20 protein-coding genes are annotated in these 20,320 nt (G+C 75.8%); 9 read left to right on the plus strand and 11 right to left on the minus strand.

Annotated elements, in window-relative coordinates; translation table 11 throughout:
* Nucleotides 1-115 precede the first annotated feature (115 nt).
* The 3 genes from ACI8AB_RS02780 (at nt 116) to ACI8AB_RS02790 (ending at nt 3,588) form a co-directional block, all read left to right on the plus strand.
* Nucleotides 116-892, plus strand: coding sequence for an ABC transporter permease (locus tag ACI8AB_RS02780; RefSeq protein WP_456948859.1), 777 nt, complete (start codon nt 116-118; stop codon nt 890-892).
* Nucleotides 893-996: 104 nt separating this feature from the next.
* Nucleotides 997-2,262, plus strand: a complete 1,266-nt coding sequence (locus tag ACI8AB_RS02785) for a S1C family serine protease (protein ID WP_456948860.1) — start codon at nt 997-999, stop codon at nt 2,260-2,262.
* 48 nt (nt 2,263-2,310) lie between these two features.
* A complete protein-coding gene (locus ACI8AB_RS02790) occupies nt 2,311-3,588 on the plus strand; it encodes a DUF445 domain-containing protein (protein WP_456948861.1) in 1,278 nt (425 codons plus the stop codon).
* Nucleotides 3,589-3,590: 2 nt separating this feature from the next.
* Here ACI8AB_RS02790 and ACI8AB_RS02795 read toward each other — a convergent pair whose 3' ends face one another.
* The 6 genes from ACI8AB_RS02795 to ACI8AB_RS02820 are packed head-to-tail and all read right to left on the minus strand — an operon-like array spanning nt 3,591 to nt 8,117.
* The gene (locus tag ACI8AB_RS02795) at nt 3,591-4,007 is read right to left on the minus strand and encodes a cupin domain-containing protein (protein ID WP_387987123.1); all 417 of its coding nucleotides are present in this window, start codon (nt 4,005-4,007) and stop codon (nt 3,591-3,593) included.
* A 52-nt stretch (nt 4,008-4,059) separates the two neighbouring features.
* A complete protein-coding gene (gene rlmB / locus ACI8AB_RS02800) occupies nt 4,060-5,019 on the minus strand; it encodes a 23S rRNA (guanosine(2251)-2'-O)-methyltransferase RlmB (protein ID WP_456901708.1) in 960 nt (319 codons plus the stop codon).
* Nucleotides 5,019-6,422: a cysteine--tRNA ligase gene (gene cysS / locus ACI8AB_RS02805; protein ID WP_456948862.1), complete on the minus strand. Its 1,404-nt coding sequence runs from the start codon at nt 6,420-6,422 to the stop codon at nt 5,019-5,021. Before cysS ends, rlmB begins: the two co-directional genes overlap by 1 nt.
* A complete protein-coding gene (gene ispF, locus ACI8AB_RS02810) occupies nt 6,419-6,919 on the minus strand; it encodes a 2-C-methyl-D-erythritol 2,4-cyclodiphosphate synthase (RefSeq protein WP_387987131.1) in 501 nt (166 codons plus the stop codon). The genes cysS and ispF overlap by 4 nt, the downstream gene beginning before the upstream one ends.
* Nucleotides 6,916-7,602: a 2-C-methyl-D-erythritol 4-phosphate cytidylyltransferase gene (gene ispD / locus ACI8AB_RS02815; RefSeq protein WP_456948863.1), complete on the minus strand. Its 687-nt coding sequence runs from the start codon at nt 7,600-7,602 to the stop codon at nt 6,916-6,918. Before ispD ends, ispF begins: the two co-directional genes overlap by 4 nt.
* 32 nt (nt 7,603-7,634) lie before the next feature.
* The gene (locus ACI8AB_RS02820; RefSeq protein WP_073418385.1) at nt 7,635-8,117 is read right to left on the minus strand and encodes a CarD family transcriptional regulator; all 483 of its coding nucleotides are present in this window, start codon (nt 8,115-8,117) and stop codon (nt 7,635-7,637) included.
* Between the two features lie 130 nt (nt 8,118-8,247).
* Here ACI8AB_RS02820 and ACI8AB_RS02825 point away from each other — a divergent pair, with 130 nt between their 5' ends.
* Complete coding sequence (locus ACI8AB_RS02825; protein WP_456948864.1) at nt 8,248-9,093, plus strand: UbiA family prenyltransferase; 846 nt, start codon at nt 8,248-8,250, stop codon at nt 9,091-9,093.
* An 18-nt stretch (nt 9,094-9,111) separates the two neighbouring features.
* Here the strand turns inward: ACI8AB_RS02825 and ACI8AB_RS02830 are convergent, their stop codons facing one another.
* The 3 genes from ACI8AB_RS02830 to ACI8AB_RS02840 all read right to left on the minus strand — a co-directional run bounded on the left by ACI8AB_RS02830 (nt 9,112) and on the right by ACI8AB_RS02840 (nt 11,385).
* Complete coding sequence (locus ACI8AB_RS02830; RefSeq protein ID WP_456948865.1) at nt 9,112-10,083, minus strand: hypothetical protein; 972 nt, start codon at nt 10,081-10,083, stop codon at nt 9,112-9,114.
* Nucleotides 10,080-10,700 (minus strand): RNA polymerase sigma factor, encoded by a 621-nt coding sequence (locus ACI8AB_RS02835; protein WP_456901713.1) that lies wholly within the window; start codon nt 10,698-10,700, stop codon nt 10,080-10,082. Before ACI8AB_RS02835 ends, ACI8AB_RS02830 begins: the two co-directional genes overlap by 4 nt.
* A gap of 181 nt (nt 10,701-10,881) precedes the next feature.
* Nucleotides 10,882-11,385, minus strand: coding sequence for a hypothetical protein (locus tag ACI8AB_RS02840; protein WP_456948866.1), 504 nt, complete (start codon nt 11,383-11,385; stop codon nt 10,882-10,884).
* Between the two features lie 110 nt (nt 11,386-11,495).
* Here ACI8AB_RS02840 and ACI8AB_RS02845 point away from each other — a divergent pair, with 110 nt between their 5' ends.
* From ACI8AB_RS02845 to disA, 3 genes are all read left to right on the plus strand, one after another.
* Nucleotides 11,496-12,182, plus strand: a complete 687-nt coding sequence (locus ACI8AB_RS02845; RefSeq protein WP_456948867.1) for a hypothetical protein — start codon at nt 11,496-11,498, stop codon at nt 12,180-12,182.
* A gap of 77 nt (nt 12,183-12,259) precedes the next feature.
* Complete coding sequence (radA, locus tag ACI8AB_RS02850) at nt 12,260-13,630, plus strand: DNA repair protein RadA (protein ID WP_387987149.1); 1,371 nt, start codon at nt 12,260-12,262, stop codon at nt 13,628-13,630.
* A gap of 87 nt (nt 13,631-13,717) precedes the next feature.
* On the plus strand, nt 13,718-14,806 hold the full coding sequence (disA, locus tag ACI8AB_RS02855) for a DNA integrity scanning diadenylate cyclase DisA (protein WP_387987151.1): 1,089 nt from the start codon (nt 13,718-13,720) through the stop codon (nt 14,804-14,806).
* A gap of 87 nt (nt 14,807-14,893) precedes the next feature.
* Here disA and ACI8AB_RS02860 read toward each other — a convergent pair whose 3' ends face one another.
* Nucleotides 14,894-15,589 carry a MucR family transcriptional regulator gene (locus ACI8AB_RS02860; RefSeq protein ID WP_456948868.1) on the minus strand — a complete coding sequence of 232 codons (696 nt, stop codon included), beginning with the start codon at nt 15,587-15,589 and terminating at the stop codon, nt 14,894-14,896.
* A gap of 77 nt (nt 15,590-15,666) precedes the next feature.
* Here ACI8AB_RS02860 and ACI8AB_RS02865 point away from each other — a divergent pair, with 77 nt between their 5' ends.
* The gene (locus ACI8AB_RS02865; protein WP_456948869.1) at nt 15,667-16,542 is read left to right on the plus strand and encodes an A/G-specific adenine glycosylase; all 876 of its coding nucleotides are present in this window, start codon (nt 15,667-15,669) and stop codon (nt 16,540-16,542) included.
* A 129-nt stretch (nt 16,543-16,671) separates the two neighbouring features.
* On the plus strand, nt 16,672-17,532 hold the full coding sequence (locus tag ACI8AB_RS02870) for a GNAT family N-acetyltransferase (protein WP_456948870.1): 861 nt from the start codon (nt 16,672-16,674) through the stop codon (nt 17,530-17,532).
* Nucleotides 17,533-17,699: 167 nt separating this feature from the next.
* Here ACI8AB_RS02870 and ACI8AB_RS02875 read toward each other — a convergent pair whose 3' ends face one another.
* Entirely contained in the window at nt 17,700-20,240 is a 2,541-nt protein-coding gene (locus tag ACI8AB_RS02875; RefSeq protein WP_387987164.1) for an ATP-dependent Clp protease ATP-binding subunit, read from the minus strand.
* Nucleotides 20,241-20,320 lie beyond the last annotated feature (80 nt).

The following is a 20,320-nucleotide window of genomic DNA, read 5'->3' on the forward strand; positions in this document are numbered from 1 at the left end:
CCCGCCCGCTCCCAGGGGAGCGACCGGGGTCCCCCTCTACCCCGCGACGCTCCCGTCGCACACCGTGGTCGGCGTGTCGCGGGCGGCCGGGTCGCGGACGGCAGGATCGGCGGCCGTGGGGACCTCCGTCGTCGAGCTCGGCCCGCCGCTGGCCGTCGTCCTGGTGCTGCTCACCGTGCTGGCGGCGGCGGGCGGGCGGCTGTCCGGGCTGGGGCAGGAGCAGCCGGTCGTCGTCGCGGCGCTGCGGGCCACCGTCCAGCTGGCGGCGGTCTCGGCGGTGCTGCTGGTCGTCGTCCGCTCGCTGTGGCTGTCGGCGGCGTTCGTGCTGCTGATGGTCACCGTCGCGGCGGTCACGGCGGCAGGACGGGTCAGCGGCCTGCCGCTGCGGGCGCCCGGTGCCCCGCGCCGGGTGGGGTCCGCGGCCCTGGCGGTGGCCGGCGGCGCGGCGCCGGTGGTCGCGCTGGTGCTCGCCAGCGGCACGGTGCCGCTGCGCGGGGAGGCGGTGATCCCGGTCGCGGGCATCCTGGTCGGCGGCGCGATGACGGCGACGTCGCTGGCCGGCCGGCGGCTGCGCGAGGAGCTGACCACCCGCCGCGGCGAGGTCGAGGCGGCCCTGGCGCTGGGCCTGCTCCCCCGCGACGCCGTCCTCGAGGTCGCCCGGCCCTCCGCCGCGACCGCCCTGCTGCCGCCGCTGGACCAGACCCGCACCGTCGGCCTCGTCACGCTGCCCGGCGCCTACGTCGGCGTGCTGCTCGGCGGGGGCGGCCCGCTGGCCGCCGGCGCCGCCCAGCTGCTGGTCCTGGTGGGTCTGCTGGCCGCCGAGGTGGCGGCGGTCTGGGTGGTCACCGAGCTGGTCGCACGGGGGCGGGTGCTGCCGGACCTCCCCCGCTGAGGACGCCCAGACACCTCACAGGCGCTCCGCAGGGCCCCGCCAGACGCCGCGCCGAGAGTGGTCCCCAGAGCGGCGGACGGCCGCCCAGGAGGAGGACCACAGCAGTGAACGGACACCCGTACCCGAACCCGGCGCAGCCGACCGGTGCGACCCCGGGCTGGACCCCGCCGCCGTCCGGCGACTCCTGGTACCCGCCGGCCGGCACCGCGACGGGCACCCTGCCGCCGCCGGCGCCCGCCCCCGCGCCGGCGCCGGAGAGGCGGCGGGCGGGCCGGCTGCGGATGGGCGTCGCCGGGCTGCTCGCCGGGGCCCTCGTCGGCGGCGGCGCCGGGGCCGGGGTCGTCGCCCTCACCTCCGGCGGCGGGAGCGGCGGCAGCGGGACGGCGGCCACGGCGCAGTCGGTGGTCATCACGGACCCGGAGAACGCGACTGCGGTGACCGCCGCGGCCGCCAAGGCCTCGCCCAGCGTCGTCACCGTCTACGTGACCAGCGGCTCGGGCTCGGGCAGCGGCTCGGGCGTGGTGCTCTCCGACGACGGCTACGTGCTCACCAACAACCACGTCGTCTCGCTGGACGGCAGCACCGGCGACGCCGCCGTCCAGGTGCGCACCTCCGACGGCACGCTCTACGACGCCACCGTCGTCGGCACCGACCCGACCTCGGACCTCGCCGTGATCCGGCTGCAGGGCGCCGGCGGGCTCACCGCGGCCACGTTCGCCGACTCCGACGACGTGCAGGTCGGGGACCTCGCCGTCGCGATCGGCGCGCCGCTCGGCCTGTCCGACACGGTGACCGACGGGATCGTCAGCGCCACCGACCGCGCGGTGGCCACCGGTTCCACCCAGGACGACGCCACCGTCATCGACGCGCTGCAGACCGACGCCGCCATCAACCCCGGCAACTCCGGCGGCGCGCTGGTCGACGCCGCCGGCGAGGTCATCGGCATCAACACCGCGATCGCCTCGGTGGCCTCGGGGGCGCCCGGCTCGGCGTCGCAGAGCGGCAGCATCGGCGTCGGGTTCGCCATCCCGAGCAACACCGCCCAGCGGATCGCCGAGGAGATCATCGACACCGGCTCGGCCACCCACGCCGTCCTCGGGGTGAACGCCCAGACCGCCGGCGGGACCGCCTCGTCCGAGGTGGGCACCGGCGCGCAGGTCGTGCAGGTGCAGCCCGGCGGGGCCGCCGCGGAGGCGGGCCTGCAGGCCGGCGACGTCGTCACCGCGGTCGGCGACCGGGCGGTGACCACCTCCACCGAGCTGACCGCCGCCATCCGCAGCTCGGCCCCCGGCACGCGGGTGCAGCTGACCGTGCAGCGCGACGGTGGGACGTCGACGGTCGAGGTCACCCTCGGCAGCAGCGCGGACTGACCCCTCCAGCCCGGGAAGGCACCCTCCCCCGCCTCTAGGCTGGGGAGGGTGTCGTCGTCTGTGAGCGCCCCGCTCGCCTCTTCGCTCGACGACCCGGAGCGCGCCGCCGGGCTGCGGCGGATGAAACGGCTGGCCACGGGGCTGTTCCTGCTCGCGGCGGCCGTCTTCCTCGCCTGCGTGCTGCTCGGCGACACCGCCGGGCCCTGGGTCGGGTACGTGCGGGCCACCGCCGAGGCCTCGATGGTCGGCGCGCTGGCCGACTGGTTCGCCGTCACCGCGCTGTTCCGGCACCCGCTGCGGCTGCCGATCCCGCACACGGCGATCATCCCGCGCAAGAAGGACCAGATCGGCGCGAGCCTGGGCACGTTCGTGCAGGAGAACTTCCTGACCCGCTCGGTCGTCGAGGAGAAGCTCGCCACCGTCGACGTCCCCGGCCGGCTCGGGACCTTCCTGGCGGCGCCCGGCCGCGCGGAGCGGCTGGCCGGCGACGCCGCCGCCGGGCTCACCGGCCTCACCGACCTGCTGCGCGACGACGACCTGCAGCAGGCCGTCTCCGGCCTGGTCGACCGCAAGCTGCACGCGACGCCGGCGGCGCCGGTGCTGGCCCGGGTCCTGGAGCTGGTGGTCGACGGGGACCGGCACCAGGAGGTCCTGTCGGCGGGCCTGCGCTACCTCGCCCGGTTCCTCGAGGAGAACCGGGTGGTGTTCCGCGCCCAGCTCGGGGACGCCTCCCCGTCGTGGGTGCCCAACTGGGTCGACGACCGGGTGTTCGACCGCGTGTTCGCGGGCGTGCAGGGCTTCCTGGAGGAGGTTGGTGCCGACCGCGACCACGAGCTGCGGCGGGTCTACGACGCCCGGCTGCGCGCCTACGTGCACGACCTGCGCACCGACCCCGACACCGCCGCCCGCGTCGAGGGGTTCAAGAAGGAGCTGCTCGACCACCCGGCGGTGCGCGCCTGGTCCTCGTCGCTGTGGACCAACGCGAAGACCTCGTTCCTCGCTGCCGCCACCGACCCGGACTCCGAGCTGCGGTCCCGGGTGACCGGCATGATCGGCGACGCCGCCCGGCTGCTGCGGACCGACCCGCGGGTGCGCGAGCGGGTGCAGCAGCAGTCGGTGCGGGTCGCCGGCTACCTGGTGGAGCGCTTCGCCGGCGACCTCGCCGACGTCGTCGGCAGCACCGTCGCCCGTTGGGACACCGAGGAGACCAGCCGCCGCATCGAGCTGCAGGTGGGGCGGGACCTGCAGTTCATCCGCATCAACGGCACCGTCGTCGGCGGCCTGGCCGGGCTGGTCATCTACACCCTCGCCCAGCTGCTGGGCTGAGCTCAGACCAGCCGGAAGCCGCTCCACGCGAAGCCCGGCGAGACGACACAGGTCACCAGCACCTCGTCCTCCGCCGGGGCGGTCGACTGCCGGGCGCCGGCGGGCACGAGCACCTGCGGGTGCGCCGCGTCCAGCACCGTGCGCTCGTCGCCCACGTGCAGCACCAGTGCGCCCGGCCCGTGCCAGAGCCACAGCTCGTCGGCGTCGACGGTGTGCGGCGCCGAGGACTCCCCCGGTGCGAGCAGGTAGAGGATCGCCGTCGCGGCCGGGCGGTCGCCGACCGCGGCCGGCGAGGTCCAGGTGCGCCGGTACCAGCCGCCCTCGGGGTGCGGCTCCAGCCCGAGCCGGATCGCGGTGGCCGCGACCGGCGAGCGGGGCCCGGAGGGTCCCCGAGGAGGGACGCGTCCGCCGGGGCTCACGGCGTCAGGGAGAGGGCACCCGGCCGCGGTGCGGTCCGGCAGGACCGCCGTGTCACCGTCGGGCCTGGGCGGCGGCGTAGAGGGCGATGGACGCCGCGACGCTCACGTTGAGCGACTCGGTGTCGCGGGCGATCGGGATGCGGACGACGACGTCGCAGCGCTCGCGCACCAGCCGCGACAGCCCCGCGCCCTCCGCGCCGACGACCAGCGCCACCGGGTCGGCGAGGCCGTCGTAGTCGGCGATGTCCACGTCGCCGTCGCCGGCCAGGCCGACCGTCTGCAGGCCGGCGTCCTGGTAGGAGGCCAGCGCCCGGGCCAGGTTGACCGCGCGGGCCACCGGCAGCCGGGCGGCGGCGCCGGCGCTGGTGCGCCACGCCGAGGCGGTCATCCCGACCGCGCGCCGCTGCGGCACGACGACGCCGTGCGCGTCGAAGGCGGCCGCCGAGCGGACCACCGCGCCGAGGTTGCGCGGGTCGGTGACGCCGTCCATGGCCACGACCAGCGGCGGCCGGCCGGAGTCGCGGGCGACGTCGAGCAGGTCGTCGGGGTGCGCGTACTCGTAGGGCGGGACCTGCAGCCCGATGCCCTGGTGCAGCGCGTTGTTCGACATCCGGTCGAACTCGGCCTTGCCCACCTCGAGCAGCGGCAGGCCGCGGTCGCTGGCCAGGTGCAGCGCCTCGGTGATCCGCTCGTCGGTCGCCGCCCGGGTGTCCCCGGTGACGACGTACAGCGCCGTCGCCGGGATCTGCGCGCGCAGCGCCTCGACGACGGGGTTGCGGCCGAGCAGCAGCTCCGGCGCCTCCTCGGCGCGCTGGCGGCTGCGGTCGCGCTCGGCCCGGCGGCGGGCGTCGGCCTGCGCGCGGCGCTGCGCCGGGTGGCCCGTGCGCTTCTCGGCGGGCGGGGTCGCCCCGCGGCCGGCCAGCGCGCGGCGGTTCTTGCCGCCGGTGCCGGCGGTGGCGCCCTTCTTGCCCGCGCCGCTCGTGCGGCCGCGGCGCTGGCTGTTTCCGGCCATCAGCGGGTCAGCTCCCATCGGGGTCCCTGCGGGGTGTCCTCGACCTGCACGCCGAGGGCGGTGAGCTGGTCGCGCAGCGCGTCGGCCGCCGCGTAGTCCTTCCGCGCGCGGGCGGCCTGCCGCTGCTCCAGCGCCAGCCGGACCAGGCCGTCGGTGACCTCCGCCAGCCGGCCGTCGGCGCCCCCGCCGGCCGCCCAGTGGGGGTCGAGCGGGTCCAGCCCCAGCACACCCAGCATGCCCCGCACGGCGCCGAGCGCGTCGGCCAGCGCGGCGTCGTCCCCCTCGGCCAGGGCGGTGTTGCCGGCGCGGACGACCTCGTGGACGACGGCGATCGCGGCCGGGGTGCCGAGGTCGTCGTCCATGGCCTCGCGGAACGCCGGCGGCAGGCCGGTGGCGGCGTCCCGGCCGGCCCGCTCCGCGGCGCGGTGCACGAACGACTCGATCCGCCGGTAGGCGGCGCCCGCCTCGGCCAGCGCGGCGTCGGTGAACTCGACGGTGGACCGGTAGTGCGGCGCCACCAGGTAGTACCGCAGCTCGACCGGGCGCACCCGGCGGACGACCTCGTCGACCAGCGCGGTGTTGCCCAGCGACTTGCTCATCTTCTCGCCGCCGAGGGTGACCCAGCCGTTGTGCATCCAGTACCGGGTGAACGGCAGGCCGGCGGCCATCGACTGGGCGCGCTCGTTCTCGTGGTGCGGGAAGCGCAGGTCCAGCCCGCCGCCGTGGATGTCGAACTCCGCGCCGAGGTAGCGCCCCGCCATCGCCGAGCACTCCAGGTGCCAGCCGGGCCGGCCCGGACCCCACGGGGTCGGCCAGCTCGCGGTCTCCGGCTCGCCGGGCTTGTGCGCCTTCCACAGCGCGAAGTCACGGGGGTCGCGCTTGCGCTCGTCGGTGTCGGTGTCGGCGGCCGGCTGCAGGTCGGCCAGCGCCTGGCGGGTCAGCTCGCCGTAGCGGGGGAAGCTGCGGACGTCGAAGTAGGCGTCGCCGTCGACGGTGTAGGCGTGCCCGCGCTCCACCAGCCGCTCGACCAGCGCCACCATGTCCGTCACGTGCCCGGTTGCGCGCGGCTCGTAGGTGGGCGGCAGGACGCCGAGGGCGTCGTAGGCGCGGGTGCAGGCCAGCTCGTTGGTGTACGCCCAGGCCCACCACGGGACGCCGTGCTCGGCGGCCTTGACGAGGATCTTGTCGTCGATGTCGGTGACGTTGCGGACGTAGGTGACCTCGAGCCCGCTCGCGATCAGCCAGCGGCGCAGCACGTCGAAGGCGACGGCGGCGCGCACGTGCCCGACGTGCGGCGGTCCCTGGACGGTGAGCCCGCAGACGTACACCGAGGCCTCGCCGGGACGGAGGGGCGTGAAGTCCCGGACCGCGCGCGCGGCCGTGTCGTACAGGCGGAGGCTCACTGCGGGGAGTCTACGGACCCCGTGCGCACGACCAGCGCCGTCGCGAGGGCGGCCCGGCCCTCGCCGCGGCCGACCAGCCCCAGCCCGTCGGTGGTGGTGGCGGTGACGCTCACCGGGGCGCCCAGCGCCGCCGACAGCGCCGCCTCCGCCTCCGCCCGGCGCGGGCCGAGCTTCGGCGTGGGCGCCACGAGCTGCACCGCCGCGTTGCCGACCCGCCACCCGGCGGCGGCCAGGGTCTCCCGCACGTGCTCGAGGACGGCGACGCCGCGGGCGCCGGCCCAGCGCGGGTCGTCGGTGCCGAGCAGCCCGCCGATGTCGCCGAGACCGGCCGCGGACAGCACCGCGTCGGTGAGGGCGTGCGCGGCGACGTCGCCGTCGGAGTGCCCGGCGCAGCCGTCGGCGCCGGGCCACCGCAGCCCGGCCAGCCAGCACTCCCGGCCGGCCTCGACCGGGTGCACGTCGACGCCGAGGCCGACGCGCGGGAGGTCGTCGCTCACCGGGTGGCCTGCAGCGCGGCCAGGTGCAGGTCGTGCGGCACGGTGACCTTCGCGGCGCGCTCGTCGCCGGCCACGGTGGTCACCGGCACGCCGGCGGCCCGCACGACGGCGGCGTCGTCGGTGAGCGCTGCGGCGTCCACGAGGGCGTCCACGAGGGCGTCGTCCAGGGCGGCGTAGGCGGCCACCAGGACGGCGCGGTCGAAGCCCTGCGGCGTCTGCACCCGCCGCAGCACCGCGCGGGGCACGGCCTCGGTGACCGTGCCGGCCGCGTCGACGACGACGGTGGTGTCCACGACCGGCAGCACCGGGACGACGGCGGGCGCGCCGGCGGCCAGCGCCGCCAGCACGCGGGCCACCACGTCCGGTGGGGTCAGCGGGCGGGCGGCGTCGTGCACGAGGACGGCGTCGGCGTGGGGGCCGGCGGCCGACAGCGCGGCGCGGACCGAGGCGGTGCGGGTGGCGCCGCCGTCGACCAGCGCGACGCTGCCGGGCAGGACGGCGGCGAAGGCGTCGCGCTCGGCCGCGGGCACGGCGACGACGACCTCGTCGACGCCACCGGCCAGCAGCGTGTCGACCGCCCAGGAGACCAGGGGGCGGCCGGCCAGCTCGACGAGCGCCTTGGGCTTGTCCGCCCCCAGACGCGAACCACTCCCGGCCGCTGCGACGATGCCGACAGCGGACACGGGAGTGGTCCGGGAGAGCGAGGGTGCAGGGGTCAGCTGGCGAGGACCTCGTCGAGCAGCACCTCGGCCTTGTCCTCGTTGGTCCCCTCGGCGAGCGCGAGCTCGCTCACCAGGATCTGGCGGGCCTTGGAGAGCATCCGCTTCTCGCCGGCGGAGAGGCCGCGGTCCTTGTCGCGGCGCCACAGGTCGCGGACGACCTCGGCCACCTTGTTGACGTCGCCGGAGGCCAGCTTCTCGAGGTTGGCCTTGTAGCGGCGCGACCAGTTGGTCGGCTCCTCGGTGTGCGGGGCCCGCAGGACCTCGAACACGCGGTTGAGCCCGTCCTGACCGACGACGTCACGGACGCCGACGATCTCTGCGTTGTCGGCCGGCACGCGCACGGTCAGGTCGCCCTGGGCGACCTTCAGCACGAGGTAGGCCTTCTCTTCGCCCTTGATGACCCGCGTCTCGATCGCCTCGATCAGAGCGGCACCGTGGTGCGGGTAGACGACGGTCTCGCCGACAGTGAAGCCCATGTGTGTGTGACCCCTTTCGCTGCACCCAGGTTAGCACGGCACACTGACGCCCGGAACGGTCGGCTGGTGGATATCCGCAGGTCAGAGGCCTGGTGAAGTACTGGGGAGGGGTTGACAGGGCGTGGTCGGTGTGCCTGCACGGGCCTCGCGGGGCGCCTCCGTCCGCGCGCTCGTCCTGGCCACGCACGCGCCGCCGGCGGTCGCGGTCACCGTCGTGGCGACCCTCCTCGCGGTCACCGCGCAGGTGCCCCCGGGGCGCGTGGTGCTCGTGGGACTGGCCGTCCTCGCAGGTCAGGCGTCCATCGGGTGGAGCAACGACTGGCTCGACGCCGATCGCGACCGCGCCGTCGCGCGGGCCGACAAGCCGGTCGTGCAGGGCGCCGTGGCCCCCGCCACGCTGCGCGGGGCGGCCCTCGGCGCGGCCGGCGCGGCCGTCGTCCTGTCCCTGGCGCTCGGCTGGGTGCCGGGACTGCTGCTGCTGGTGCTGGTGGCCAGCGGTTGGGCCTACAACGCGGGTCTGAAGCGCACGGTGGCCTCCGGGCTCCCCTACGTCACCGGTTTCGGCGCCCTGCCCGCCGGGGTGGTGGCCGCGGCGCCGGGCGTCCCGGCCGCGCCGTGGTGGCTGCCGGCCGCCGGCGCGGCGCTGGGCGCGGCGGCCCACCTCGCCAACGTGGCCCCCGACATCGCCGACGACCTGGCGACCGGGGTGCGCGGTCTGCCGCACCGGCTGGGTCCCCGCGTGTCGGCGGTGGTGGGTGCGCTGCTGCTCGGGACGGCGTCGCTGGTGCTCGTGCTCGGCCCGGCCGGCCCGCCCGCGTGGTGGGGCTGGGCGGGGCTGGTGCTGGCGGTGCCCGCGGTCGCCGTCGCCGCCCTGGCCGGGACGGCGCCCTTCCGCCGGCTGGCCTTCCCCGCGGTGATGCTGTTGACCGTGCTGGACGTGGTGCTGCTGCTGGCGGGCGGGGCCGCACTCACCTGAGCGCGGCCCCGCCGTCGGTCACTTCCTGCCGTTGCCGTTTCCGTTGCCGTTGCCGCCGCCGTTGCCGCTGCCGTTGCCGCCGCCGTTGCCCTGGCCGTGGCCGTTGCCGCCGGTCGAGGTGGTGGCGACGGGCTCCTCGGGCGCGGGCGCCGGGGTCACGGCCTCCTGCTCCCCGGTCGCCGGCTCCTCGGTGACGGGCTCGGTGACCGGCTGGGTCTCCGGCTGCTCGGTCACGGTGCCCTGGCGGGCCTCCTGGCGGGCCGTGTTGCGAGCGTGCGCCGCGGCGCTGACGTCAAGGCCGACCTTGGTGCCGGACGCCCGGCTCGCCGCCACGATCGCGTGCACGAGGTGACCGAAGGACCGCCCCTCGTCGACGCCGGCGAGCGGGTCGTCCTCGGGGGTCGTGGGCTCGGTGGCGGGCTCCTCCTCGGCGCCGTCCCCGGTGCCGTCCCCGGTGCCCCCGTCGGTGGAGGCGTCGCCCTCCCCGCCGGTCGGGTCCTCGGTGGCGGTGTCGTCGGTGGCGGTGCCGTCCGTGGCGGTGCCGTCGGTGGCGGTGTCGTCGGTGGCGGTGCCGTCGGTGGTCTCGCTGCTCTCGACGAGGGCGGGGGCGGTGTCCTCGGGCAGGACGACGGCGGCGGTGGTGCCCGCGGTCAGGGCGACCGCGACCGCCCCACCGGCGACGGCGGCCTTGGCGACCGCGGAGAGCGCGGCGAACTTGACGGCGAGGGAAGTGGTGAACACGTGGGGTCTCTTCCGTGAGGCCCGGGCGGGGTGCCCGGTCGTCCGCGTGGACGGGTCCGACTGGTCGGTGAGCAGACCGGTCGCCAGCAGCTCGGCCAGGGCCGCGTTCGGGCGGCCCGGCGCGGTGGCGGAGGACCGGACCGCGTCGGTGAACGCGGCCAGGTACTGCGCGCCCTCGGGCACGGGCCGGCCGGCGAGGCAGGCCGCGAGGGCCTGCTCGGCGGTCCGGGCGTCGGCTGGCGTGGTCATCTCGCCCCCGTCATCGCCGGACGGGCCCGCAGGGGTGCGCGGCCCGTCGTCGTCTCCCTCGTCGGGGTGGTCCCGGCCGGCTCCAGCTCCTCGCGCAGCCGGCGCAGGCCGCGCCGCTGCAGCGCCTTGACCGAGGCCACGGAGCGGCCGATCACCGCGGCGACCTGCTCGACGGTGAGGTCGGCCAGGACCCGCAGCAGCAGGACCGAGCGCTGGTCCTCGGGGAGGCCGGCGCACAGCCGGTGCACCGTCTCGGCGCCCAGCCGGGCCAGGACGTCGTCCTCCACGTCCCCGCCGGCGACCTCGGGGAGCAGGTCCGCGCCCCCGTCGGCGAGCTGCGGGCGGCGGCTGCGCCGGCGCAGGTCGTCGACCAGCCGCCGGTGGGCGATGGTGAACACCCACGACCGCAGCCCCGCCTCGTCGCCGGTGAAGCCGGACAGCCCGCGGAAGACCGCGAGGAACGTCTCGCTGGCCAGGTCGTCGGGGTCCGGGGCGCCGTGCAGCCGCAGGTAGCCGGTGACCACCGGGGACAGGTCCCGGTACAGCACCTCGAAGGCCCACGCGGCGCCCGTCCGGGCCGCCGCGAGGACGTCGTCGAACGCGGCTCCGACCGCCATCCGCACCTCCCGTGCCGTCCCCCGTGCAGGGGAGGCATCGGCAGGCCCGACGCGGAACTGGACCGTCCGTCCCCCGATCAGGGGGCGGCGGTGCCCCGGGCGGCCTCCTGCTCGACCACGATCGGCGGGTCCTCCGACCGGTCCAGGCCCTGCAGCGGACGCCGCATCCGCCGGTTGCCGGTCAGCCGCTCGCGGTCGCGCTCGAGGAAGGCCCAGCAGCCGGCGGTGTGGGAGGAGCAGGCGTCCTCGCCGCGGCGGCCGCGGCCCACCGGGCGACCCCGGGCTGGCTGCTCACGGAGCCGCTGAGCACCTGCACGCCGGGGCGGCGCAGGACGTGGTCGCGGCTGCTCCAGGTGGTGGGCGCGCAGGCGCTCACCGGCTCGTCGTGGCGGCCCGGGGCCTCGGCGCAGGTGGTGACCTGGTGGAAGTCGCCCTCGTCCCCCAGCTCGGCGGCCCGGTGGCGCAGCGCGGACAGCACGGGGTGGGCCTCCTGCCGGTGGAACCGGCGGCGGGCGGACACCGCCTCAGACTCCAGCAGGAGCACCGGCCGGCCGGGCGCGTCGAGGAGGTGCGGGCCGAGCTGGTCGGCGGAGGTCCACCGGCGCGTACCGGGCGACCGTTCGGGGAAGTCAGCGAGGGCCGGGTCGCGCGGCTCGCCTCCGGCGCCGGGTCCTGGGCGCCCCATCGGCCTCACCTCCCGGCGGACGTGGTGGGCGGACCGTTAGGCTCGGCCCGACTCGGGCCATCGAGACACACGGTGGCCGGCTGCTGTTTCCCCCGTGGAGGTCGACCGCTGTGAACCGCGCGCTGCGCGCCGCCGTGATGGGTGCCCTCGTCCTCAGCCCGGTCGCGCTCGGCGCCTGCAGCGCCGGCCAGGTCTCGCAGACCGGCACCCAGGACCGCGACAAGGTCGGCCCCCAGGCGCAGGTGGAGGACATCCTGCTGCGCCAGATCCTGCTGGCTCCGCCGGAGAACGGCCGCTACGAGGAGGGCGACGACGCCGAGCTGATCGTCACGATCGTCAACGCCTCGAACTCCGACGACACCCTCACCGGCATCGAGGGCGAGGGCTTCGGCGGCGTGCTGGTGTCGGCGACCGGCCCGACCCCCTCGCCGTCGTCGCCCGCCGGCAGCTCCCCCACGGCCACCCCGACGCCGGGCAGCACCGGCGCCACCCCGGGTGCGTCGCCCTCCGCCGGCTCCACGGCGAGCACCCGGGTGTCGCTCGACATCCCGGCCGACACCGCGCTGTACATCGGGCGCGAGGACGGCGCGACGGTCACGCTGCAGGACCTCGGCGAGGAGCTGACGGCCGGGCAGACCCTGACGCTCACCCTGTCCTTCGAGCAGGCCGGCGACATCACCACGCAGGTGCTGGTGGCCGGTCCCGACGAGGAGATCGACCGCGGCGAGGCGTTCGACTTCGAGGAGGGCCTCGAGCCGGAGAACCCGGAGAGCGAGGAGGACACCCAGGCCGAGTAGCCGGCCTGGAGTGACCGGACCGGAGTGACCCGTCCGGCCTCCCCGGGAGTGTCGGTACCCCCACCTACCGTGGCGGCGTGCCCTCCGGAGTGAAGTCCGCCCGTCCCGCCCACCGCTGCACCGAGTGCGGCTTCTCGTCGGCGAAGTGGATGGGCAAGTGCCCGGAGTGCCAGGCCTGGGGCACGCTGCAGGAGGTCGGGCCCGCCGCGCCGGCACTGCGCTCGGTCGCCGCCGGCCCGGTCACCGCGCCCGCCCGGCCGATCGCCCAGGTCCAGCTCGACGGCGCGCGGGCGGTGCCCACCGGCATCGCCGAGTTCGACCGCGTCCTCGGCGGCGGCCTGGTGCCCGGCGCGGTGGTCCTCGTCGCCGGTGAGCCCGGCGTCGGCAAGTCCACGCTGCTGCTCGAGGTCGCCCACCGGGTGGCGGAGTCCAACGGGCCCACGCTGGTGGTCTCGGGCGAGGAGTCCGCCGCGCAGGTGCGGCTGCGCGCCGAGCGGATCGGCGCGCTGCACGACCGGCTGTACCTCGCCGCCGAGACCGAGCTGTCGGCCGTCCTCGCCCACGTCGAGCAGGTGGCGCCCTCGCTGCTGGTGCTCGACAGCGTGCAGACGGTCCGCTCCTCCGCCGTCGAGGGCACCGACGGCGGCGCCACCCAGGTCCGCTCGGTGGCCACCGCGCTCACCGCCGTCGCCAAGTCCCGCGGGATGACGACGATCCTCGTCGGCCACGTCACCAAGGACGGCGCGATCGCCGGGCCCCGGGCGCTGGAGCACCTGGTCGACGTCGTCGTGTCCTTCGACGGCGAGCGGCACTCCACGCTGCGCCTGGTGCGCGCCACCAAGAACCGGTTCGGCCCGGCCGACGAGATCGGCTGCTTCGAGATCGGCGACGGCGGGGTGGTCGGGGTGCCCGACCCGTCGCACCTGTTCGTCTCGCGGCGCACCGCATCGGTGCCCGGCAGTTGCGTCACGGTGACCATGGAGGGCAGCCGGCCGCTGCTGGCCGAGGTGCAGGCCCTCGTCGCCACCAACACCGGCGGCGGCTCGCCGCGGCGGGCGGTCAGCGGGCTGGACTCCCAGCGCGTGGCGATGGTCAACGCCGTCGTCGAGCGGCGCGGCGGCGTCCGGCTGGCCGACGCCGACGTGTTCGCCGCCTCCGTCGGCGGCGTGAAGATCGCCGAGCCGGCGGCCGACCTCGCGCTCGCGCTGGCCATCGCCTCGGCGTCGCGGGACACCCCGCTGCCGGAGGGGATGATCGCGCTGGGCGAGGTGGGTCTGTCCGGTGAGATCCGGCGGGTCGGCGGCACCGGACGGCGGCTGGCCGAGGCCGCCCGCCAGGGTTACCGGCTCGCGCTGGTCCCGCCGGACGCCGGCCAGGCCCCCAAGGGCATCCGGCTCATGGAGGTGCCCGACCTGGGAGCGGCGCTCGCCGGGCTCTTCCCCGGGTGAGCCTGCTCACCACCCCCCGCTCACGACCGGCAGGTCGGCGTGCCACGTAGACTCAGGCGCCGTACCACGACGACGTCAGGAGCGCCCGTGCCCCCCGCTGTGGACTCCGAGGTCGCCCTGCGCGAACTGCTCGGCCGCATCGCCCCGGGGACCGCGTTGCGCGACGGCCTGGAGCGCATCCTGGCCGGCCGCACCGGCGCCCTGATCGTGCTCGGCTACGACCGGGTGGTGGAGTCCATCTGCACCGGCGGGTTCGCCCTGGACGTCGCGCTGTCGGCCACCCGGCTGCGCGAGCTGGCCAAGATGGACGGCGCGGTGATCCTGTCCTCCGACGGGCTGCGCATCGTCCGGGCCGGCGTGCACCTGATGCCCGACCCGACCGTGCCCACCGAGGAGTCGGGCACCCGGCACCGCACCGCCGAGCGGGTGGCCGTGCAGACCGGGTTCCCGGTGATCTCGGTCAGCCAGTCGATGCACATCATCAGCGTCTACGTGGCCGGCCGGCGCTACACGCTCGAGCACCCGACGACGATCCTCGCCCGCGCCAACCAGGCCCTCGCGGCGCTGGAGCGGTACAAGCTGCGCCTCGACGAGGTCGCGAGCACCCTCTCGGCGCTGGAGATCGAGGACCTGGTCACCGTCCGCGACGCGATGAGCGTCAGCCAGCGGCTGGAGATGGTCCGGCGGATCGCCGACGAGATCGAGGGCTTCGTCGTCGAGCTGGGCACCGACGGCCGGCTGCTGGCCCTGCAGCTCGACGAGATGCTCGCCGGCGTCGAGGAGGACCGCGCGCTGCTGGTGCGCGACTACCTGCCCGCCGCGGGCACCCGCCGGCCGCGCACCATCGAGGACGTGCTCGCCGAGCTGCGGGCGCTGTCGGCCACCGAGCTGCTGGACCTGTCCGCCGTCTCGCGCTGCTACGGGCTGCCCACCTCGGCCGACGCGCTGGACTCCCCCGTCAGCCCGCGCGGCTACCGGCTGCTGGCCCGGGTGCCGCGGCTGCCCGCGGCGATCATCGACCGGCTGGTCGACCACTTCGGCGGCCTGCAGAAGCTGCTGGCCGCCACCATCGAGGACCTGCTCGCCGTCGAGGGCGTCGGCGAGGCCCGTGCCCGGGGCATCCGCGAGGGCCTGTCCCGGCTGGCCGAGACCTCGATCCTCGACCGCTACAGCTGAGCGGGGCCCACCGGCGACCTGCTGGAACGGCCTCCCCGCGGGGGCCCGCCGCGAGCCTGCGAGCGGTGGGGGCAGGGAGGTCCCTCGTCAGGTGATGGTGAGGACGGCGTCCGGGCTGGTCCCGGTGTCCAGCCGGGCGCGCAGCACGTACTGACCCGGGGCCACCGGCACGCGCTCGGCGGTGCAGGTCGGCTCGCTGGTCAGGCCGGTCCAGACCAGCGGGAACACCACCTGCTCACCGGGCTGCAGCGTGCGGGTGTCGCTGCTGGTCTCGGGCCGGCAGTCGTTGCTGCCCCACAGCCGGGTGCCGGCCGCGTCGAGCAGCACCATCTCCTGCAGCTGCTTGTCCAGCACGCGGGTGCACGGCACCGCGGCGGTGTTGGTGACGACCAGCTCCAGCGTCGGCGAGGACCCGGAGGCGACCGTGCCCGGCGTGCGCACCTCCAGCGCGACCACGTCGTCGCCGCACGGGGCGCCGGCCTCCTGCACCGGGGCGGCAGGCGCCGGGGGCGGGGCGGGCGTCGGGGTGGGCGGCGGGGTGGGGGTCTGCACGCTGGCCAGCGACGGGAGGACCCGGTCGAGGGCGGGCGGCTCCGCGGCGGCCGGCGCCGTCGACGCCGCCTCCGAGGTGCCGGCGGCCGACGCCGAGCCCTCCGGGCCGCCGCCCAGCAGCGCCACCCCGAGCCAGCTCCCGCCGCCGAGGACGGCGACGAGCAGGAGGACCACGAGCAGCCGCCGTCGCCAGTAGACGGCGGCCGGCAGGGGCCCGACCGGGTGCAGCACGAAGGCGACCGTAGTCGGCGGCCGCCGACCGTCCCGACAGGGCACGCCGCGGTCCGGGCGGGGCACACTGGACCCCCGTGAGCAGCACCGCCGGACTCGGGGACGCCCTCGTCGACTGGTACGACACGGCGGCCCGCGACCTGCCGTGGCGCCGGCCAGGCGTGGACCCGTGGGCGGTGCTGGTCAGCGAGGTGATGCTGCAGCAGACGCCGGTGGCGCGGGTCGAGCCGGTGTGGCGCGCCTGGACGGAGCGCTGGCCCACCCCGGCCGCGCTGGCCACCGCGTCGCCGGCCGAGGTGATCCGCGCCTGGGGCAAGCTCGGCTACCCGCGGCGGGCGCTGCGGCTGCGGGAGACCGCCGTCGCCCTCACCGAGCGGCACGGAGGCGCCGTCCCGGCCGACGTGGCGGCCCTGGAGGCGCTGCCGGGCATCGGGACGTACACGGCCCGGGCGGTGGCCTGCTTCGGCCACGGGAGGCCACAGCCGGTCGTGGACACCAACGTGCGGCGGGTGGTGGCCCGGCTGGTCCACGGCCGCGCCGAGGCCGGGACCGCCCGCGCCTCCGACCTGGCCGACGTCGCGGCGCTGGCGCCGGCGGACCGGGAGCGGGCGTGCCGGTTCTCGGTGGCGGCCATGGAGCTCGGCGCGCTGGTCTGCGTGGCCCGCACACCGCGGTGCGGCGTGTGCCCGGTGCGGGACCGGTGCGCCTGGCGGCTGGCCGGCTGCCCGGCCGCCGAGGGGCCGCCGAGGCGGGTGCAGCGGTTCGCGGGGACCGACCGGCAGGTCCGCGGGCGGCTGCTCGACGTCCTGCGCGCCGCCGACGGTCCGGTGCCCGCCCCGGCCCTGGACGCAGCCTGGGACGACGCGGTGCAGCGGTCCCGGTGCCTGGACTCCCTGCTGGCCGACGGGCTGGTCGAGCAGACCGACGACGGCCTCTTCCGACTCCCCCACTGACCGGACCCGCGACGCCTCGCGCCGCCCGGACCCGCTCGCGCGACGACCCCGCGGCACGGTTCACCGTGGCCCGTGCAGCTGCCCGGGGACCTCACCGCCCGACCCCTGACCAGGGATGACGCCCGTGCCGTGTACGAGGTGACGGCCGCGCAGGAGCTGCACGACGTCGGCGTCGTCCTGATCGAGGAGGCCGACGTCGTCGGGGACTGGCAGCGCCCCGGCTCCGACGTACCGGCCGGCACGCTCGGCGTCTTCGAGGGCGGCCGGCTGGTCGCCCACGCCGAGGTCTCGGGTGGGGGACGCGGGGGTGCCGCCGTGCACCCGCGGTACCGCGGACGAGGCATCGGGACGGCGCCGGCCGCCGGGACCCGGCGACTGGCAGGCGAGCGCGGCGCCCCGGTCCTCGGCATGACCGTGCCGCAGGGCTCCCCCGCGGACGTCCTGCTGGAGCGCCTCGGCCACCACGTCCGGTGGACCTCGTGGCTGCTGGAGCTCCCCGGGGACAGGCGGATCGAGACCCAGCCCCTGCCGGACGGGTACTCCCTCCGGACGGCGGACGGCGAGGCGGACCACCGGGCCGCCTGGACGGTGGTCGAGGACGCCTTCCTCGAGTGGTCGCAGCGGGACCGGCGGTCGTTCGACGACTTCGCCGCGACGACCGTGCGCCGGCCCGGGTTCGAGCCGTGGCACCTCCGGGTCGTCGTGGACCCGCGTGGCGACGTGGCCGGCGCCTGCTTCCTGGTCGCCGGTGGCGCGGACGGCTGCGTCGACGAGCTCGCGGTGCGCCGGGACCGGCGCGGACTCGGGCTGGCCCGGGTCCTCCTCGCGGACGCCTTCGCCGACGCCCGCCGGCACGGCGCCACGCGCTGCGAACTGTCCACCGACTCCCGCACCGGCGCCCTCGGCCTGTACGAGCGGGTCGGGATGGTCGTCACCGGCACCTGGGTGCACCGCGCCGTGGACCTCGGCCCGGTCGCCGTCCCCCGCTGACGGGAACACGTCCCCCGGCGACGGCACCCGCCGACGACACCGGCGGTCACCTCGCCGTCCACCGGCGTCCGCACCGGGTGGCCGCCCGGGAGCCACCCTCGGCCCCTGGGATGCGGCAGGGGCCGCCTCCCTCGCGGGAGACGGCCCCTGTCGGTGGAGCTACCTGCTCACTCCTTGCGGAGCGACGGGCCCTGGGTGCCGTCCTCGTCGTCGCCGACGGTCAGCGCCACCGGCGGCGTGTCGGGCAGGTCGATCGGCTTGGTCTCGCCGCGGAAGGTGAACTTCGCGGCGGTGCCCTCGCCCTCGACGTCCACCACGACGATCTGACCGGCGGTCAGCTCCCCGTAGAGGATCTTCTCCGACAGCGCGTCCTCGATCTCGCGCTGGATGGTCCGGCGCAGCGGCCGGGCGCCCAGCACGGGGTCGAACCCGCGGGCCGCCAGGAGCTTCTTGGCCTCCTGGGTGACCTCGAGCGACATGTCCTTGTTGCTCAGCTGGCTCTCCACGCGGGCGAGCATCAGGTCGACGATCTGGATGATCTCGGCCTCGGTCAGCTGGTGGAACACGACGATGTCGTCGATGCGGTTGAGGAACTCAGGCCGGAAGTGCTGCTTGAGCTCGTCGTGGACCTTCGTCTTCATGCGCTCGTAGTTCGACTGGTCGTCGTTCCCGGCCTGGAAGCCGAGGCCGACCGCCTTGGAGATGTCCCGCGTCCCGAGGTTGGTCGTGAGGATCAGGATCGTGTTCTTGAAGTCCACGATCCGGCCCTGACCGTCGGTGAGGCGGCCGTCCTCCAGCACCTGCAGCAGCGTGTTGAAGACGTCGGCGTGGGCCTTCTCGATCTCGTCGAAGAGGACCACCGAGAACGGCTTGCGCCGCACCTTCTCGGTCAGCTGGCCACCCTCGTCGTAACCGACGTAGCCGGGAGGGGCACCGACGAGCCGCGACACGGTGAACCGGTCGTGGAACTCGCCCATGTCGATCTGGATGAGCGCGTCGTCCTCGCCGAACAGGAAGTTGGCGAGCGCCTTGGCGAGCTCGGTCTTACCGACACCCGAGGGGCCGGCGAAGATGAACGAGCCACCGGGGCGACGCGGGTCCTTGAGGCCCGCGCGGGTGCGCCGGATCGCCTGGCTGACGCTCTTGATGGCCTCTTCCTGGCCGATGATCCGCTTGTGGAGCTCGTCCTCCATGCGGAGCAGACGGGTCGTCTCCTCCTCGGTGAGCTTGAAGACGGGGATGCCGGTCCAGTTGGCCAGCACCTCGGCGATCTGCTCGTCGTCGACCTCGGCGACGACGTCCATGTCGCCGGCCTTCCACGCCTTCTCCCGCTCGGCCTTCTCGGCCAGGAGGGTCTTCTCCTTGTCGCGCAGCGACGCGGCCTTCTCGAAGTCCTGCGCGTCGATCGCGGACTCCTTCTCGCGGCGGATGCCGGCGATCCGGTCGTCGAACTCGCGCAGGTCCGGCGGGGCGGTCATCCGCTTGATCCGCATCCGGGCGCCGGCCTCGTCGATCAGGTCGATCGCCTTGTCCGGCAGGAAGCGGTCGGAGATGTACCGGTCGGCCAGCGTGGCGGCGGCGACGAGGGCGCCGTCGGTGATGCTGATCCGGTGGTGCGCCTCGTAGCGGTCGCGCAGGCCCTTGAGGATCTCGATCGTGTGGGTGAGCGTCGGCTCGCCCACCTGGATCGGCTGGAAGCGGCGCTCGAGCGCGGCGTCCTTCTCCAGGTGCTTGCGGTACTCGTCGAGCGTGGTGGCGCCGATGGTCTGCAGCTCACCGCGGGCCAGCATCGGCTTGAGGATGCTGGCGGCGTCGATCGCGCCCTCGGCGGCACCGGCACCGACGAGGGTGTGGATCTCGTCGATGAACAGGATGATGTCGCCGCGGGTGCGGATCTCCTTGAGCACCTTCTTGAGGCGCTCCTCGAAGTCACCGCGGTAGCGCGACCCGGCGACCAGGGCGCCGAGGTCGAGGGTGTAGAGCTGCTTGTCCTTCAGCGTCTCGGGGACCTCGCCCTTGACGATCGCCTGGGCCAGGCCCTCGACGACGGCGGTCTTGCCGACGCCGGGCTCGCCGATGAGGACGGGGTTGTTCTTGGTCCGCCGCGAGAGGACCTGCATGACCCGCTCGATCTCCTTGGCCCGCCCGATGACCGGGTCGAGCTTGGAGTCGCGCGCGGCCTGCGTCAGGTTGCGGCCGAACTGGTCGAGCACCAGCGACGTCGACGGCGTGCCCTCCGAGGGACCGCCGGCCGAGGCCGGCTCCTTGCCCTGGTAGCCGGAGAGCAGCTGGATGACCTGCTGGCGGACGCGGTTGAGGTCGGCGCCCAGCTTCACGAGGACCTGGGCGGCCACGCCCTCGCCCTCGCGGATCAGGCCGAGCAGGATGTGCTCGGTGCCGATGTAGTTGTGGCCGAGCTGCAGCGCCTCGCGCAGGGACAGCTCGAGCACCTTCTTCGCCCGCGGGGTGAAGGGGATGTGCCCGGACGGGGCCTGCTGGCCCTGGCCGATGATCTCCTCGACCTGCTGGCGGACACCCTCGAGCGAGATGCCGAGCGACTCGAGGGCCTTGGCAGCGACGCCCTCACCCTCGTGGATCAGGCCCAGGAGGATGTGCTCGGTGCCGATGTAGTTGTGGTTGAGCATCCTGGCCTCTTCCTGCGCCAGGACGACCACCCGTCGGGCTCGGTCGGTGAACCGTTCGAACATCTGCTGCTTCTCCTCTGACCGGCTGGTCCGGCACGTCCCTCCCCACGAGCGGGGAGGAGCACCCGACGTCCGTCGGCGCG

The organism is Geodermatophilus sp. SYSU D00698 (genome assembly GCF_054050335.1).